This is a genomic window from Shouchella clausii (genome assembly GCF_002250115.1).
In the GTDB taxonomy this organism is placed as follows: domain Bacteria; phylum Bacillota; class Bacilli; order Bacillales; family Bacillaceae_D; genus Shouchella; species Shouchella clausii.
In genome coordinates, this window is record NZ_CP019985.1 from 107,323 (window position 1) to 124,583 (window position 17,261).

Below are 17,261 nucleotides of genomic sequence, written 5' to 3' on the forward strand. Positions count from 1 at the left end.
AAAAAAAAGAGCAATAACACTTGGTTATGCTCTTCCTTAGGAAAACAGGCAGCGCCTGCTCCCGAATGCACCATTACACTTATGTCCCACAATAGGTCACATAGCCATGTTGGCAACGATCTGGCACCTCGGCATATCGTTCTTGCTCTTCACTGTACGCATAAGGCTCTTTTAATACAGCAATCAATTGTTTCACCAAGCTGTCATCTTCTTCATCGACTGCTGCCGCAAGCGCTTCTTCGACGCGGTGGTTACGTGGGATAACGGCAGGATTGTTGGTTCGCATCAGCTTCATCGCCTCGTCCTTCGTTTGCGCTTGCCTGCTTTGCCGCTGTTGCCATTGTTCCAGCCAATCGGCAAATTCAGCAGCTTCATTCATCGCCGTTTTTTCTGGCTGGCCTAGTGTTAACAACCGGAATGTATTGGTGTAATCCGCTTCATGCTCATGCATAAGGCGAAGCAACTTCTCTACAAAGTCCTTGTCGCCGTCTTCAGCATTGAATAAGCCTAGCTTTTTGCGCATGCCTGCCAGCCAATTGCTTACGTATTGGCCTTTAAAGTCTTCAATCGCTGATTGGGCGATTTCCACCCCTTTTGTTTCATCTTCGGCAAGCAAAGGCACGAGTGTTTCAGCAAACCTTGCCAAATTCCAGTTGGCGATTTGCGGCTGGTTGCCGTATGCATAACGCCCTTGCGTATCAATCGAACTAAATACAGTCGCCGGGTCGTAGTTATCCATAAAAGCACATGGCCCGTAATCGATCGTTTCCCCGCTTATCGTCATATTGTCGGTGTTCATGACGCCGTGGACAAAGCCAACGAGCTGCCATTGGGAAATCAGTTTGGCTTGGCGGGAAATGACTTGTTCCAACAAGGATAAATAAGGATTCTCGCTTCCCGCTATTTCTGGATAGTGGCGCTTAATCGCATAGTCAGCCAATGTTTTCACATCGCTTATTTCGCCACGCCCAGCTGCATATTGAAACGTGCCGACACGAAGATGGCTTTCAGCGACACGAGTCAGCACAGCGCCAGGCAGTTCCGTTTCTCGCCATATTTCTTCTCCTGTAGTCACAACAGCGAGACTTCTAGTTGTCGGAATGCCAAGTGCGTGCATCGCTTCGCTAATCAAATATTCCCTTAACATCGGGCCAAGCGCCGCACGGCCGTCGCCGCCACGGGAGAAAGGCGTCCGCCCTGATCCTTTTAACTGGATGTCAAAGCGTTTGCCATCAGGTGTGATTTGCTCGCCAATCAGTAATGCGCGGCCGTCCCCTAACATTGTAAAGTGGCCGAATTGGTGGCCAGCATACGCTTGCGCGAGCGCCTCCCCTCCTTCGGGAATGGCATTGCCTGCAAGAACGGCAACTCCTTCAGGCTGCTGCAACGCTTCCCCATTCAATCCTAGAGCAGTCGCCAACGGTTCATTAAAGAGGACAAGCTTTGGCGACCGCACTGGGTTTGGCTTAAGACGGGCGAAAAACGGCTGTGGAAGACGGGCGTAACTGTTGTCAAAATTCCATTTCGCTTGTTCAGTCATGGTATCCCCTTTTCGTATGTGCCATTGATTATAGTCAGTGTTTGTTGTTTATTTTTCCATTATACATGGCATCATTACACATACCAATGATAACGGCCGCCTTCCCTTTTCGTCAGCCAACGCCAGCGGAGGTTGAACTTGCTGCTTGCGCCCTCTATTTAAAAAGTAGGGCCAATCCGCCAAATGCCAAAATCGCTTTCGTCCGTTTGCCTGTACAGGCCAGCAAAACAAAAAAGCATTGCACTCATATCTGAAAGCAAAGCCTTTCTTCCTTATTGTTGACAAGTGGTCTGCACACGGTGTACCTACTACTGCTCCTTGATCTGTCTTTTTATCGCTACGATAGCACCCATATGGAGCCCTTCATGGAAAATCGTTCTGACAAGCACTTGCTCAATCGTATGCATCCCCATATCTGTTGGCGGAAATTCCTCTTCCAGCCGGTCCCGGTAATTCTGCTCAATCAAGCGAGGCTGTTCCCGAAGCAATGAAATCAATTCGGCAAGGGACGGCGTTTCGTCTGTAAAATGAGACGGATCGGTTCCATAACCGAACCATTGGTTAAATGCCAGGGAGATAGGCATATCCTCTTTTGTAAGCACGCGTATCCACAAGTACTGATCGAGGATCACATGGCCCAAATTCCACCTAATGTTATTATTGAACCCTCTTGGTACGATTTCCGCCTCTTCTTCGGTTACGTCCTCCACCATATTCAACAGCTCGCCACGATATGTATTCAACTGCTCAAATAAAACCTCATGCCTTCTTTCCATCAAGGTACCCCCTCTATTTTAATAATAATCTATTATATAAAAATCGATAAAATCCTCCCTTGTTCCAACTGATTTTCTTCAAACTGTTGGAGTCGTTGGCCATAAATATCAGGCTTTCCGCGCTGCCACTAGAACAACGCGAGCCGCATACCGACCTATACATCGAAAAAAGCACCAATGCGAATACTTTCTTACTAAAAACGCCATGATTAATTTCTGACTTTTATGTTAAAATAGAAAACAACGTAAGAACAAGCTTTCGAATAGCGATTAAAGCGGAGTCAATGACTCCGTTGTGCTTTTCAGGCAAATGAAAGACCATTCCCGCAGCAAGCAACGTTTCTTTTTATAGAGTGGAGTTGACCTTTCCTATTTGAAGAAGTACCTGGTGTTATGCCCTGCTGCAAGGAACGGGTTTTGCATCCTTTTGTCGAAAGGTTGTTTTCAGCGAATAAGATTACATTAACAAACCAAAAAAGGAGCGGTTCCCTTGAAACTATGCACGTTGGAGCACAACCACTTAGGCGTCAAACGAAATGGGCAAATTGCAAACATTTATGAGGCTTTGCAAGCTCGCCCTGCTGAGGAAGTCCCAGCAACAATGGACGAATTGATCAATCAGCCGGAATCGCTGCCAGCTTTAGAAGCTTACATGGAAACTTTAGAACAAACAGGGCCTTACATGTATACAATCGAGTCCTGTACGTTTGGCCCTGCCATTCCGAACCCAGAGAAAATCATTTGCATCGGCCTTAACTATAGGCGCCATGCAGATGAAACAGGTTCCCCTTATCCAGAAACGCCGATTCTCTTTAGCAAATTTAAGAACACCCTTACTGGGCATGGCAGCAACATTGTCGTTCCCCCTGTGACGCAAGCATTGGATTACGAAGTGGAGCTCGCTGTTGTCATTGGCAAAACGGCGAAACAAGTGACTGAGGACGAGGCGCTTGATTATGTGTTAGGCTACTGCACGGCTAACGACTTGTCCGCCCGTGATCTGCAAATGAAAACAGCGCAATGGCTTTTAGGGAAAACATGCGATGGGTTTTGCCCAATCGGTCCGTTTCTTGTCACAAAAGAAGACATTGCTGATCCGCAAAACTTAGCGCTTGAGACAAGAGTCAACGGCGAAATCAAACAGCAATCAAATACAGCCGATATGATCTTCACATGTGCCGAGATTATCAGTTATGTATCCCGCCACTTTACATTAAAACCAGGGGATATTGTCCTTACTGGCACGCCTGAAGGAGTCATTCTTGGCCTACCTGAAGCAGAGCGGCGTTATTTGCAACCTGGAGACACCGTTTCCGTTCATATTGACCGATTAGGGACATTAACAAACAAGCTCGTGAAAGCGGAATAAGAGCAATTCGTTTGTTATTAGAGAAAGGATGAATCGAATGAGACAAATCATTGCCCTCGGAGGGGGAGGGTTCTCGATGGAACCTGACAACCCTTTATTGGACCGCTACATACTGAAGCAATCCGCCAAACCTAAGCCAGCCATTTGCTTTATCCCGACTGCTAGCGGTGATGCCGAACATTATATCGCTAAATTTCACCACTTCTTCCGCAACGAACATTGCCAGCCTTCGGATTTGTCTTTATTTAGACCGCCTACTCGAGATTTAGAAAGCTATTTGCTCGAAAAAGACATCATTTATGTAGGCGGCGGAAACACGAAAAATTTGCTCGTTCTATGGAGGGAATGGGGCTTAGATGCGATAATGAAAAAAGCGTGGGAACAAGGAATCGTACTAGCAGGCATTAGCGCCGGTTCCATTTGTTGGTTTGAAGAAGGCGTGACAGACTCTTACGGAAAGGGGCTCGAACCATTAACCAATGGACTAGGGTTTTTAACGGGAAGCAACTGTCCCCATTATGACGGCGAAGCAGACAGAAGGCCGAGCTACCAGCAATTCGTAGCGGCTGGCAACATCAAACCTGGAATAGCCGCCGATGACGGAGTCGCCCTTCATTATAAGGAAAAAGACGTGTGGAAAATTGTCAGCTCAAGACCGCAAGCGAAAGCTTACCAAGTCGATTATGATGGCAAACAGGTAAAGGAAGTCGAGTTGGAGACAACGTTTTTGGGGGCCGATTGAAAAGCTAGTTATTTGAGTAGCTATTTTCCCTCGCGCTATTTTCAGCGCTTTTCTTATCATGTTCGTCATCCTTTTTCTGACGAGCGGAACGTTCTCCATTTAATATACTGAAACAAACGAAAGGAATCCGCGCAAAGGAAGGGGAAACAATGAAATTAGAACAACGAGTCCTTGAAAAGGATGGCTGCCCGATTCATTATTGGGTAACTGCCGACCATCGCGGCCCTTGGTTGATTTTCATGCATGGCGCCGGTGCAGATCATCGCATGTTTGCTGAACAGCTTAACGTAGTCGATGAAACGTATGGACTCCTTTTATGGGATGCACGAGGACATGGGCTGTCGCGGCCAATTGGGACTAATTTTACGATCAAGCTATTAATCGATGATATGTTAGCGATTATGACAAAAGAACACATCGAGAAAGCCACATTTATCGGCCAATCCATGGGCGGAAATACGGCTCAAGAGTTGGTGTTCCACCATCCTGACAAAGTCGAAAGCTTGGTTTTGATTGACTGTACGTGGAATACGCAAAAACTGACGTTCATAGAAAAAGGACTAATCAACATGACACCGCTGCTCTTGTCATTGTATCCGTGGAAGATGTTAGTCAACCAAAGCGCACGGGCTAGCTCGATTAAACCCGATGTACAGGCCTACTTACGCGAGTGCTTTCATACGGTAGGCCCGAAGGATTTCCCAAAAATCTTTCAAGGCATGCAAGACTGCTTGCACGAAGAAGAAACATACCATATCCCAAAACCATTTCTACTTGTCTGCGGCGTCGACGACCATACAGGCAACATAAAAAAAACGGCACCACGCTGGGCGAAGCGAGAGCCGAATGGTGAGTTCTATTGGATTGACGACGCAAGCCATTGCGCCCACCAAGATAACCCCGAAGCGTTTAACAAGCTGTTTTTATCGTTTCTTGACAACATTTACTCCTTCCGTTCTGAAAACGGATGAAGCCTACGCTTTCTTATGTTGGAGGTTTTATGAAAAACATTCTTCTTGGTTTCTTAGCGGCGCTAGGGGCTGCACTTGGATCGGCAATCATCCAGACCTTTTTTGACAGCATGAATGGGTTTTATGTGCTCGGCTCCGCTCTCGGGGCATTCTTTCTTATAGCTGTGGTCAGACCTTTGTATATGAAAGCTGATGAGGAGTGAGCTGGCTGTTTAGGGCAGGCCTTGTTTTCATTCCTTATCCCCCTCCCTATCTTGATCCAGATATACTTTGCTAGGGGTAGCCCCTTGTTGATATAAATATTTTCCTCGATACCCTTCTGTAGCTTGGTCGACATGTGCAATCACTAACTGGCAAACACGGATGCCGACCTGCAATTGAACAGGAACACGATTTGCATTAAACAATTCCAATGTGATTTGGCCAGAGAAGCCTGGATCAATCCAGCCAGCATTTTGAATAAACACACCTAGTCTTCCGATCGAGCTTCTCCCTTCGACAAAAGCGGTTAAATTGTCAGGTAAGCGAATTTGCTCTATCGTTGTTCCAAGCATAAAGGTTTTAGGCGGAATCGATATCACTCCGCCTTCTGGCACTTGCGTTTCATGATAGCTCGCCGGCTTGTCAACTGATAATAAAGGGGTAGACATGTCATCTACTACTAAAAAATGCTCTCCCAAGCGTAGGTCGATCGATGCTGGTTGGACGCTTAAGTCTGAAAAGGGGGTAATCAAAATCCGTTCTTCCTGTATGAATTGCTTGATCGTTTGTCCTGATAAAATCACGATTCTCACCGCCCATTATAAATGCTCTGATCATGCTTCCTTTTATTCAATAAAAGATAGATAGCCCCACCGCAACAATAGCTGCACTAACAACGCTTGTCAGCATTTGTTTCCATCCAATCGAAAAGGCCGTTTTCCAACTTGTCTCTTTGCTGATTGTCCATAACGTCACAAGACAAGCAGATAAAGTGGAAGCCAAATATACAAGAATAAACACCTGGCCGATTGACATCTCCATTAATAAGCTCCCTTGCCCCTCATTCAACACAAGCAAGCCATCCTTTCTAATAAAAGAAAAGATCAAGCCAGGCGCTGCTTCTACAGGCAAGGAAAATAGAGTTAACAAAGGCAGAGCAAGCCAGCTAAAAATCGATAACATCCCTATTGTTTCAAATATAGATGCCACAAGACAGATCGCCAAAAAAATCGGCATAGCTTGGAGCAAAAACTGTTTCACGACACTGGATACCTTCCACCAAAACCCTTTCCAGTTCATCCCCTGCAAATAAGGAAGCGGAGCAATAGGTGTTAGCTCATTCGTGGTGCTTTTGTGCCAAATTCTCGTGTGAATGGCTCCTACAATAAGTAATAAAATCAAATACGGAATAAATAAAAACGGGACATGTGCGGCATTAAAAATCGACAACGTCGCCCCTATTTGATAACTGCATGCTGAGGCAAATGAAATCATCGACATGCATGACGCCCGCGTACAGCTACTACAACTCCTGCTTTGCATAACGGCTACCACATTGCAGCCAAATCCCGTTATGACAGGAAGTAAATCCCTTCCAGTTAAACCGATTTTACGCAGCCATGGATCTAACGCATTGGTTAAATGCTCCTGTATCCCAATCTCTTCTGTAATCGTAGTCGTGATACTGATCATGATGACAACAGGAAAAGCCCAGAGAAATGAGTACCAGCCTAAAGTGATTAATCCATAATTGCCTATTAAGACATTTGCTAAAAAGGGCGGTACCTGCTCAACCAACAAGGAAATCATTGGTGCAAGCAAATAGTGTTCTGTCAATGGCTCGAGCCAACTGACAAGCATATAGGCAGAAAATACCGGCAAAGCAAACATGGCCAAAATAAATAGGCATGCGAGCATTGGGCCTATGATCGGCAAACCGAATATCGGCAATAAACGGTTAACAGGATTAGGTGAAGCAGGCAAAAAATGAATAATGCTTGTCGTCACTCCCCAAACACGGGCATTCTCGATACATGTCATTACTTGCTCTTGTTCTCCTTGCTCCATCTTTCGGGCATTCATCCAGACAACTGGAACTTGTAACAGTTCTTGCACTCTTTTTTGTTCGGCTTTTGAGGGCAAGTACTTGTCTCGGTGTGTTGCCGCAATCGCTATTCTTTTCCCTTTCAATTCCAATTTTTGCTGTAGCTGTATTAACTCCTCCTTCAAGTTCGTTGCCCTTACAACTAAGAGAATTGTTTCCTCTCCTTCTAAATGATCTAACGTAAGCTGTGTACTGTGGCTGTCCATGTCAAATTGAAGTCCTGGCAAATCTGTTAATCGTACATCGCTGTTGATTTTACAGGTTGCCCTTAAAGCAGCTACGGTCGAGCCTTTTATGTTACTTGCTAATGCTCGTTTCTCACCCGTCAACTGGCGGAACAACCCTGATTTGCCAACAGATTCACAACCTACTAACAATACATCTGTCGGTTGGGCGGGGGAAGGCTGCACACTCTCTAACATTGACACTCTTCCCTCCCTCAATAAAGTTTAATTTTCTTTCGAATACTCACGTATTCTTAGAATTTCATATACAAGCTAACCAGCTGCCCCCCCACTAGATAACATGCCTTGGATATAGTTAGCACAAATTTTAATTTTTTACAGGGCGTGGACCATCCTAACGCCCAAACTGGATGTGTTTGGAAATTAGAGTATGACCGTGCTTCGTCGAACTCTCCACACAGCTCACGGTCGCTCACCCTCCCATGTCTCTCTGGATCCCTAGAAAGTCCATACATTCCTTCGTCCTGCGTATCCGTGGTGTGGAGGCCGGATATGCTCCTATACTGGGTCCATGCCCGAATGGGGTAAATATGCTCCGGCTCTGCACTGTTGGTGTTTGTCTTCAAATGATTTTGTTAAGTCAGCGTTTATACAGCCTGTCATGCTTGGTTCTGAGGGATGCCACACAAAAGCTTAGAACCATCAAATGGACACTGACGCTGTCCAATGACAAAAATAACTTTCAGTAACTTCCCACACAAAGCAATCAATGACTGTTGTTTTTTTAACGGCTTATCAGGGCGTTTTGTGTAATAGGAATGCAGGGCTTTAAAGGTGGAATTATGGGCAACGAGCGGGCGAATGGCAAGGTATAAAGCTCTTCTGAGCTTACTGCGGCCTCGCTTCGTTATCTTGGTTTGTCCTTTCCATTTCCCTGAACGATTTTCTCGTAAAGACAGCCCTGCTAAATTAATCAACTGCTGGGGATGGCTGTATTTGGTCAGATCGCCTGTCTCAGCCAGGATGGTTGTCACGGTAGCGACTCCCAGCCCTTTAATAGCCATCATTTTTTTAGCTCCTGGAATGGTCTTTCCCACCTCTTCAAGGTCCTGATCTAGTTCTTCCAGTTGGGTCTTGAACAGCTCGTATTGGTCGAGAAGGCAGCCCATTTCCTGCCTGGCAAAGCGAATGCCGACGGAAAGACCAATGCTTTTCTTTGCGGCTTCTACCAGCTTTGTCGCCCGTTGGATTCCCACTCCCCGTTGGACATAGGGCTTCCATTTCTGAAGCACTTCTTCAGGAGTCATCTGAGAAATGTCAGAAGGAAAAGGAAAGAACTTTAGCGTACAAAGGGCGGCTTTTCCTTCCCAGTCTCCGAATACACCGAAGAATTCCGGGAAGTAGCGCTGAATCAGATTTTGGATTCTGCCTTCTGTGGTCATAAGCTGTTCGACGAGCTGATCTCTTATTTTGGCGCCTTCTCTTAGTTCCGCATAAATGCCTTCTACGAGATTGGGTACGGAGTATCGCCCGTCTTTAATCAGCTGTGCAATCACTTTAGCGTCCTTTGTATCATTTTTCGTTGGTGAATTGTCATCAAGCTCTTTGCTTTTTTTCACGTGCATGGGATTGACGACAACGAACTGGTAATGCTTCGCAACAAGGTAATAAGCGAGGTTTTTCCAATAGTGACCGGTTGGTTCTGCCCCGAAAAGGATGGTCTTCTTTCCATTCTCTTGTGCATATCGTTCGGCCCAGACAATTAGCTGTTCAAAGCCATGAATGTGGTTTTCAAAGATCAGACGTTTCCCAAACTCGATGCCCCGGTCATCCTGAGCGCGGGCTACATGTTTGTCTTTGGCGATATCAATGCCAATGATTAAGGTGGATGGTGTGATTTGCTTGATTTTCTGGTTTTGTGTATAATTCATTGCGAGTCCTCCTTGGGTATCAATTAAGGGTCCTTTTCGCTGATCAGCTTTGGACACCTCGTATCATACCAAGGGGGCTCTTTTTGTTTCAAACCTCATAAACCTTCATTACAGGAATGCTCCTATTAAAAAATCGTTTAGATTGTGCTATAGGTTGTCGTACCTATCGTAAACGATTGGAATCACGGAATGCTCTGCATTGTGACCATAAACCACAATCACTACGATTTAAATCGCTAAAAAATTAAGCACGACAATAGTGAAAGCCTTTCGCTAGTTCCTGATCGTCGAGATGCTTGCCAATAAAGACGATCTCACTTTGCCGCTTTTCCTCTTTCGCCCATGGCGCTCCCTCTGTCCCAGCAAACAGCATATGTACGCCTTGAAAAACAACTCTTTTCTCCAGTTGCTTTATATAAAGGACACCTTTATAACGATACAACGTTTCTCCTTTAAATTGGACTAAATAGGCGAACCAGTTGTTCACTTTTTCTAAATCGAGGGGATGATCTTCCTGAAACACAAAGGAAGTCACTTGTTCATTATGATGGTGGTGATGCGTTTCCGTTAATAAAGTCGGATCTATTTTTAATACATTTTTTAAATCAAACGATTTTTTCCCAACGACATCTCGAATATCTACATGTGCAAATGTCGTATAAATTTGCTTCGCATGTGGGTTCATATGAGTCAACTGTTGTCCCAGTTTATTTTTTTCATCGTCCGTAATCAAATCGATCTTATTTATCAAGAGAACGTCAGCAAAAGCGATTTGTTGCCCAGGTTCTTCTTCCGCTAAATGTTGCCAAATATGCTTGGCATCAACCATCGTAATCACACTATCGATTTCAAATGAATGTGCGGTTTGCTTATCCATTAAAAACGTTTGAATAACGGGTGCCGGATTAGCCATACCTGTTGTTTCAATAATAATACGGTCAATCGGTTCTTCTCGTTCATTCAAATTCCTCAATAGATTGATTAAATCAGCCCGTACCTTGCAACAAATACAACCACTATTCACTTCTATAATTTCTTCCTTAGTTGGCACGACCAAGTGGCTATCAATCGATGTATCGCCAAATTCATTAATGATGACAACGACATTTTGCTCAGCTATCCCTTTGAGTAAGTGATTAAGCAATGTCGTTTTACCTGCACCTAAAAAGCCAGTTAAAATCGTTACGGGAACTGTTTGTTGTTTTGGCAATCCTCTTTTTCCTCCATCGTCTACATTTTCGACTTTGATCGTAACATGTACAGCGGCAAACACAAATCGTAACAATTACGTTTTGAAAGGATTATATGATATTCATGCAGGAATGTAAATAGCAAAGATTTGCCCTCCCTCATACGTCGGTTTTCCACGTAAACGAAAAACAATGGTCAATCTATTAAAGTTTTCTCCTCTCTTAACAGCGACTTAAAGCAACTATAATTCCCAACATTACTCCCCACAAATCCACTTTTTTGACAAAAGCAAAGCGAAAGATTCAATCAGCCAACAGCTCGGATATCCCCCTTTATGGATATCGATTATTATTCGCGAATGAAATAAAATTCTTGACGGAATAGCGGAATTAGTGTTAGCTTGTAACAAAACGTAATCATTTCGATTTAAACATTCGCCTTAAAGGAGAGGAAAGAAAAAATGAAAAGACTACTTATTGGCTTATCAAGTTTAATGGTACTCAGTACTTATTTAACAGCATGTCAAGGAACAAATGATGAGGAACAAGTGAATGGAATAGAAGAAGGAGAATCAGAAGTACATACAGATGAGGATCATGCAGCTGAGGATCACTCCCATAATGGTACGAACGATTTTGAGGCTCCAGAAAGTATAAAAATCGAAGGGGTTGCTGATCACTACCATACTGGCGATGCAATTGAGCTAACTGCAGTATTGGATGAAGAAACAGAATATGATCATTGGCACTGGTATAGCAGAGAAAGCGCCGATGAGGAATGGGAAGTCGTTTCAGGACAGGAAACGGACACATTTACAGGTGAAGCAACAATCGACGGTTTAGAAATTAAAGCAGTTTTGTTCGATCATGATCATGAGGCTAACGTTCAATCTGCGTCTGTTGTAGTCGTCATTGATGATCATCATGGACATGATGAAGAAAGCCGCCAAATCTATCAAGGCTATTTTGAAGATAGTCAAGTTGAAGATCGCGAATTGTCTGATTGGGAAGGTGATTGGCAATCGGTTTATCCTTATCTTCTATCTGGAGATCTAGACGAAGTGTTTGAACATAAGGCAGAAGATGGAGATAAGACAGCAGATGAGTACAAACAATATTATACGGTCGGATATGAAACAGATGTTGACCGTATTATCATTGAAGACAATATCGTCACTTTCTTTGAAAATGACAACGAGTATGCAGGAGAGTACGAATCAGATGGTTACGAGATTCTTACCTATGAAGCAGGCAATAGAGGCGTCCGATTTATCTTTAAATTAGTTGATGGATCAGATGGAATGCCTCAATACATTCAATTTAGTGATCACAATATTTTCCCAGTGGATTCCCATCATTTTCACTTATATTGGGGAGATGACCGTGAGGAACTGTTAGAAGAAGTGACGCATTGGCCAACGTACTATCCTTCCGAATTAGACGAAGATGGTATCGTACGCGATATGTTAGCACATTAATCTTTATCTTTAAACATGAGAAGCAAAGGTTAAGTAAGATGTTGCTTTTTACTAAGCGGGTTTACATCTTACTTAACTACTTTAGGACTAAGTAATGTGAGGAGAATATATAAATGAATGGCAATCGGTTCGTTACCATTTTGTTTAGTTCCATTCTGTGTACGACTCTTATGGGCTGTAACCAAAATGAAGACGAAAACACTGCTAGTGAGAAGTTATCCGTTGTAACATCGTTTTATCCAATGTATGAATTTGCTCAACAAGTTGCAGGGGATCGTGCAGACGTATCACTAATGGTTTCTGCAGGAGAAGATGCCCATCATTATGAACCAAGTGCCCAAGATGTAGCGGCTGTTAATGAGGCAGAAGTATTTGTGTATAGTAGTGAAGAAATGGAACATTGGGTTTCAAGTCTATTAAACACAGTCGAGAACGATGATCTCGTCATAGCTCGCACGGCAGATGGTGTTGATTTAGTTGATACTAGTGGATCAGGTCATGCTCATAACCACGATCAACATGGAGACGAGGAAAAGCAAGAAGCTGCTGTAACGATCAACATTCAAGGTGTTGCGGATCATTATCATACTGGCAACATGATTGAATTAACGGCGGAATTAGATGCAGAGGTAGACTATGATCATTGGCACTGGTATACAAGAGAAAATGCAGATGATGAATGGGTAACTGTTCCGAATCAAGGAGGACCTGAATTCAACTATGAGGCATTAGGAGAAAGCTTTGAGGTCCGTGCAGTCCTTTTTGATGAGAACCACAATGAATACGCCGAGTCAGACCCAGTAGAAATTGTCATTGATGATCATGATCATGGCCATGGTCAGGAAGAGGAACATGAGCATGATGAGGAACATGGTCAACACCATGAACATGGAAGTGATAGCGCGATTGAAATTGTTGGATTGGCGGATCACTATCATACAGGAGATGTGGTTACACTCGTTGCTCAGCTTGAAGAAGAGGTAGATTACGATCATTGGCACTGGTATACACGTATGAGTGAAAATGATGAATGGGAAGCTGTATCTGGTCAAGGAACCGACCACTTTGAGTATAAAACGACTGGAGAAAGCTTCGAAGTACGGGCAGTCCTTTTTGATGACGATCATCATACGTACGCAGAATCAGAGCCAGTATCGGTCATCATTGATGATCACGAATCACACGATCCGCATATTTGGCTAGACCCTGTATTGGCACAAGAGCAAGTTAATATCATCCGCGATGCCCTGATTGAGGCAGATCCAGACGGACAAGCGATTTATGAGGAAAATGCAGAAGCCTTCAATAAAGAGCTTCAAGCATTACATGAGGACTTTCAAGCTGCTCTTGAAGACGCAGAAAGCCGCGTTTTTGTCGTACAACACCAAGCATTTGGATACCTTGCGCAACGTTATCAGTTAGAACAAGTTGCGATTGGCGGTTTATCTACAGAAGTAGAACCAAGTCCATCGCGCATTGCTGAAATTGGAAAACTCGTGGAAGAACATAATGTGCCCGTTATTTATTATCAACAAGGGGCCAATTCAGCCATTGCCGAAACAGTCGCTACTGAAACAGGGACAGAGACGGCCGTTTTGTATGACTTAGAAGTACTATCTGAAGAGCTACAAGCCGAGGATCTAGGATACGTCGATGCCATGCGGCAAAACTTGGAAGCTTTACAGTTAAGCATCCAATAACGGGCATGATTAAACGATTGTAGATAGGAAACAACGAAACGTATAGATCGTATTCTTAAACGATAAGTAGAAAGAATACGATCTATAATAGAAAGGTCGTTTCATTATGCATTATATTGAAGTAAAAAATCTCGCCTTTCAGTATGAAAATGAACCGGTGTTAGAAAATATTTCATTTGAAGTAGATGCAGAAAATTTCGTGATGCTTACCGGAGAAAATGGTGCCGCAAAGACGACTTTGTTGCGTAATATTTTAGGTTTGCTGAAACCATCAAAAGGGAGCGTCCGCATTTCACCAAAAAATCGTTTTGGCGAGAAACTCATGATCGGATATGTTTCACAGCAGGTCGCCTCCTTTAACGCTGGATTTCCAAGTACTGTTCTTGAACTTGTGCTATCCGGCCGCTATCAAAGGGGAAAATGGTTTAAAAGATTAGATCAAGAAGACAAAGAGCATGTGCGGCGCTCACTAGAATCAGTGGGAATGTGGGATATGCGCAATAAAAAAATAGGAGAATTATCTGGCGGGCAAAAACAGCGGATTTCGATTGCACGTGTATTTGCAACAGACCCTGATTTGTTTGTGTTAGATGAACCAACGACTGGAATGGATGTGAATTCTAGAGAAGAATTCTATAAATTGTTGAAGCACAATTGCCGTGAACATGGGAAAGCGATTTTAATGGTTACCCATGATCATGAAGAAATCCGTCATTATGCTGATAAACATATTGAGCTAGTCAGGAAGGAGGACTCTCCATGGAGATGTTTTTCCATGGATTCATGCAAAGAGCTTTCCAAGCCTCACTCCTAATCTCATTCATTGCACCATTGTTAGGCTTGTTTTTAATATTACGTAGACAGTCTCTAATGGCGGATACTCTATCACATGTATCCTTAGCGGGTGTAGCACTAGGTTTGCTAATTGGCGTCAATCCAACGTGGACCAATCTTTTAGTCGTTGCGGTAATTGCTATCATGCTTGAATATTTGCGAGTGGTGTATCGCACGTATTCGGAAATTTCGATTGCGATTTTAATGTCAGTCGGCATGGCTCTAGCCCTATTTCTGATGGGGTTAAATGATGGTGGGGCTACTTTAAGTATGAACCAATTTTTATTTGGCTCCATTGTCACCATTAGTAAGCAGCAAGTATGGATGTTGTTCATCCTAACGATTTTGATTAGTCTCCTCTATTTCGTTTTCCGCAAACCTATGTATATTTTGACATTCGACGAGGAAATTGCCTTCACCGCAGGTTTGCCTATCAAAACGATGTCTATATTGTTTAACGTGTTAACAGGGGTAACGATTGCAATCATTATGCCAATAGTCGGCGCTTTACTCGTTTCAGCCATTATCGTCTTACCTGCTGCGATTTCGATGCGGTTAAGCAAAAGCTTTAATGGTGTTATTTTCATTGGAATCGTGATTGCCTTAATTGGCATGTTGAGTGGTTTAGTCGCTTCGTATGAATTAGGTACACCACCAGGAGCTTCTATCATATTAATCTTCATGATCCTTTTTGCTGCGACTGCACTGATTAAACAGATTTTGCGTCACACTAAATTAGAGAAACGATTTAAATAGAAGTAATGTCAAAAATCGCAACGTGTGTAAACATGTTGCGATTTTTTAATGACTGTTCATGTTGTTCGTTTGGGCAAACCTCGATTTATCGAACTCCTTTTAAAAAAACGGCTTAAGCTCTGGAATTCAGTGCTCAAGCCGTTAACATGTTGATTATTTCGGCTGCCTATTTAGACAAGGGTTCACTCAACTTCTAATCAAAACGGTTTTAATCGCCGTATAAAATTCTTTGGCAGCTTCCCCTTGTTCACGTGTTCCCGTACTTGAAGCTTTCATCCCGCCAAATGGCGCCTGTAATTCGACACCGGCACTTTCTGCGTTAACACGGACTAATCCAGCTTCGATCTCATCAATGAAAGAAAGGGCTGAGCGAATATTGGATGTGTATAAGGATGCGCTTAGCCCGAATTCGGTGTCATTTGCTATATCAATTGCTTCTTCAACAGTTTTTGCTTTAATGAGAGCAATGACTGGTCCAAATATTTCTTCCTGGGCAATACGCATTGTGGACGTCACATGTTCAAATATCGCTGGTTCAACGTAGAAGCCATTAGCGTATTCATTTTCAGTTAACCGTCGCCCACCGGATAGAAGTGTAGCGCCTTCTTCTTGGCCGATTTGAATGTACTCTAAAACGGTATTTAATTGGCTTTCACTGGCGCACGGCCCCATCCAAATGCTTGAATTCATTCCATCGCCAATCGTAATCTTTTTCGTTTCCGCTAAAAGGGCGGCTTTCAGTTCTTCGTAAATCCCTTCTTGTACAATGACACGACTCGTTGCTGTACATTTTTGCCCTGTTGATTTAAAGGCACCGCTTAAAATGCCTTGCACAGCGCTTTGGACATCTGCGTCGTCTAGAACAATGACCGGATTTTTCCCGCCCATTTCTAGTTGGTATTTTATGCCATTAGCACTTGCTGCTTTTGCCACTCGTTTACCGGTGGACTCCGATCCAGTGAACGTAATCCCGTTTAGTTTCTTGCTATTTATAAGCGCTTCGCCAACAATGGAGCCTTTTCCGGTTATAAAGTTCAATACCCCTTTAGGAAGGCCTGCATGTTCAAAACACTTAACCACTTTAGCGGCTGTGACCGCACTTTCAGAAGCTGGCTTAAAGACAACTGTATTTCCATAAACCAATGCCGGAGCGATTTTCCAAATAGGGATTGCCACAGGAAAGTTCCAAGGGGTAATAATGCCAACTACGCCCAAAGGCGTCCGTTTTGTAAACATTAGCGCCTCTTTATCGGAAGCTGGAATCACTTCCCCCTCTTTTCTCATCCCTTCCGCTGCATAATACCGTAAGATCGCTATCCCACGTTGAGTTTCACCAATTGCTTCGGGCAACGTTTTTCCCATTTCTTTTGTTAACGTTTCAGCAATGTCATCAACATTTTTTTCTAATTCATTTGCGACACTAGCTAATAGTTGGCCCCGTTGGTATTGCCCGGTTTTACGCCAGCCGACTTTCGCTTCAGTCGCCGATTGAATCGCCTCATCGACTTCTTCAGTTGTAGAAGATTGGAGTTGGCCAACCGTTTCATTTTTGTTTGCTGGATTCACACTATCCATTACTTGTCCGCTCGTACTGTCTCTCCATTCGCCGTTGATATAATTTTGAAATACTTCTACTGTTTGTGTAAATTTCGCCACTTATACGCACCCCTGTCTGATTTCATTTAACTTACTCGAATTGCAAT

The 17,261-nt window shown here is 43.6% G+C and carries 15 protein-coding genes; 8 read left to right on the plus strand and 7 right to left on the minus strand.

The window, feature by feature from the left end; all coding sequences use genetic code 11:
* Nucleotides 1-79: 79 nt before the first annotated feature.
* Both BC8716_RS00495 and BC8716_RS00500 read right to left on the minus strand, forming a co-directional pair.
* Nucleotides 80-1,540 carry a protein adenylyltransferase SelO gene (locus BC8716_RS00495; RefSeq protein ID WP_094423481.1) on the minus strand — a complete coding sequence of 487 codons (1,461 nt, stop codon included), beginning with the start codon at nucleotides 1,538-1,540 and terminating at the stop codon, nucleotides 80-82.
* Nucleotides 1,541-1,848: 308 nt separating this feature from the next.
* Nucleotides 1,849-2,316, minus strand: coding sequence for a DinB family protein (locus BC8716_RS00500; RefSeq protein ID WP_063608625.1), 468 nt, complete (start codon nucleotides 2,314-2,316; stop codon nucleotides 1,849-1,851).
* 490 nt (nucleotides 2,317-2,806) lie between these two features.
* Between BC8716_RS00500 and BC8716_RS00505 the strand changes: the two genes are divergently transcribed.
* The 4 genes from BC8716_RS00505 to BC8716_RS22215 all read left to right on the plus strand — a co-directional run bounded on the left by BC8716_RS00505 (nucleotide 2,807) and on the right by BC8716_RS22215 (nucleotide 5,601).
* On the plus strand, nucleotides 2,807-3,685 hold the full coding sequence (locus BC8716_RS00505) for a fumarylacetoacetate hydrolase family protein (protein ID WP_094423482.1): 879 nt from the start codon (nucleotides 2,807-2,809) through the stop codon (nucleotides 3,683-3,685).
* Nucleotides 3,686-3,722: 37 nt separating this feature from the next.
* Nucleotides 3,723-4,427, plus strand: coding sequence for a Type 1 glutamine amidotransferase-like domain-containing protein (locus BC8716_RS00510; RefSeq protein ID WP_094423483.1), 705 nt, complete (start codon nucleotides 3,723-3,725; stop codon nucleotides 4,425-4,427).
* A 149-nt stretch (nucleotides 4,428-4,576) separates the two neighbouring features.
* Nucleotides 4,577-5,398 carry an alpha/beta fold hydrolase gene (locus BC8716_RS00515; RefSeq protein ID WP_094423484.1) on the plus strand — a complete coding sequence of 274 codons (822 nt, stop codon included), beginning with the start codon at nucleotides 4,577-4,579 and terminating at the stop codon, nucleotides 5,396-5,398.
* A 29-nt stretch (nucleotides 5,399-5,427) separates the two neighbouring features.
* On the plus strand, nucleotides 5,428-5,601 hold the full coding sequence (locus BC8716_RS22215) for a hypothetical protein (RefSeq protein WP_157730318.1): 174 nt from the start codon (nucleotides 5,428-5,430) through the stop codon (nucleotides 5,599-5,601).
* Nucleotides 5,602-5,628: 27 nt separating this feature from the next.
* On the opposite strand, the gene dcd is transcribed toward BC8716_RS22215, so the two are convergent.
* From dcd to BC8716_RS00535, 4 genes are all read right to left on the minus strand, one after another.
* On the minus strand, nucleotides 5,629-6,183 hold the full coding sequence (dcd, locus tag BC8716_RS00520; protein ID WP_094423485.1) for a dCTP deaminase: 555 nt from the start codon (nucleotides 6,181-6,183) through the stop codon (nucleotides 5,629-5,631).
* A 46-nt stretch (nucleotides 6,184-6,229) separates the two neighbouring features.
* Nucleotides 6,230-7,906, minus strand: coding sequence for a FeoB small GTPase domain-containing protein (locus BC8716_RS00525; protein WP_094423486.1), 1,677 nt, complete (start codon nucleotides 7,904-7,906; stop codon nucleotides 6,230-6,232).
* A 422-nt stretch (nucleotides 7,907-8,328) separates the two neighbouring features.
* Nucleotides 8,329-9,600, minus strand: coding sequence for an IS110 family RNA-guided transposase (locus tag BC8716_RS00530; protein WP_063609918.1), 1,272 nt, complete (start codon nucleotides 9,598-9,600; stop codon nucleotides 8,329-8,331).
* 244 nt (nucleotides 9,601-9,844) lie between these two features.
* Nucleotides 9,845-10,810, minus strand: a complete 966-nt coding sequence (locus BC8716_RS00535; protein ID WP_094423487.1) for a CobW family GTP-binding protein — start codon at nucleotides 10,808-10,810, stop codon at nucleotides 9,845-9,847.
* Between the two features lie 441 nt (nucleotides 10,811-11,251).
* On the opposite strand from BC8716_RS00535, the gene BC8716_RS00540 reads away from it, so the two are divergent.
* The 4 genes from BC8716_RS00540 (at nucleotide 11,252) to BC8716_RS00555 (ending at nucleotide 15,558) form a co-directional block, all read left to right on the plus strand.
* Nucleotides 11,252-12,268: a metal-binding protein ZinT gene (locus tag BC8716_RS00540; protein WP_094423488.1), complete on the plus strand. Its 1,017-nt coding sequence runs from the start codon at nucleotides 11,252-11,254 to the stop codon at nucleotides 12,266-12,268.
* A gap of 113 nt (nucleotides 12,269-12,381) precedes the next feature.
* A complete protein-coding gene (locus tag BC8716_RS00545; RefSeq protein WP_094423489.1) occupies nucleotides 12,382-13,968 on the plus strand; it encodes a metal ABC transporter solute-binding protein, Zn/Mn family in 1,587 nt (528 codons plus the stop codon).
* 106 nt (nucleotides 13,969-14,074) lie between these two features.
* Nucleotides 14,075-14,782, plus strand: coding sequence for a metal ABC transporter ATP-binding protein (locus tag BC8716_RS00550; protein ID WP_094423490.1), 708 nt, complete (start codon nucleotides 14,075-14,077; stop codon nucleotides 14,780-14,782).
* Complete coding sequence (locus tag BC8716_RS00555; RefSeq protein WP_094423491.1) at nucleotides 14,728-15,558, plus strand: metal ABC transporter permease; 831 nt, start codon at nucleotides 14,728-14,730, stop codon at nucleotides 15,556-15,558. The genes BC8716_RS00550 and BC8716_RS00555 overlap by 55 nt, the downstream gene beginning before the upstream one ends.
* 186 nt (nucleotides 15,559-15,744) lie before the next feature.
* Here BC8716_RS00555 and gucD read toward each other — a convergent pair whose 3' ends face one another.
* Nucleotides 15,745-17,214: an alpha-ketoglutaric semialdehyde dehydrogenase GucD gene (gucD, locus tag BC8716_RS00560; protein WP_094423492.1), complete on the minus strand. Its 1,470-nt coding sequence runs from the start codon at nucleotides 17,212-17,214 to the stop codon at nucleotides 15,745-15,747.
* Nucleotides 17,215-17,261 lie beyond the last annotated feature (47 nt).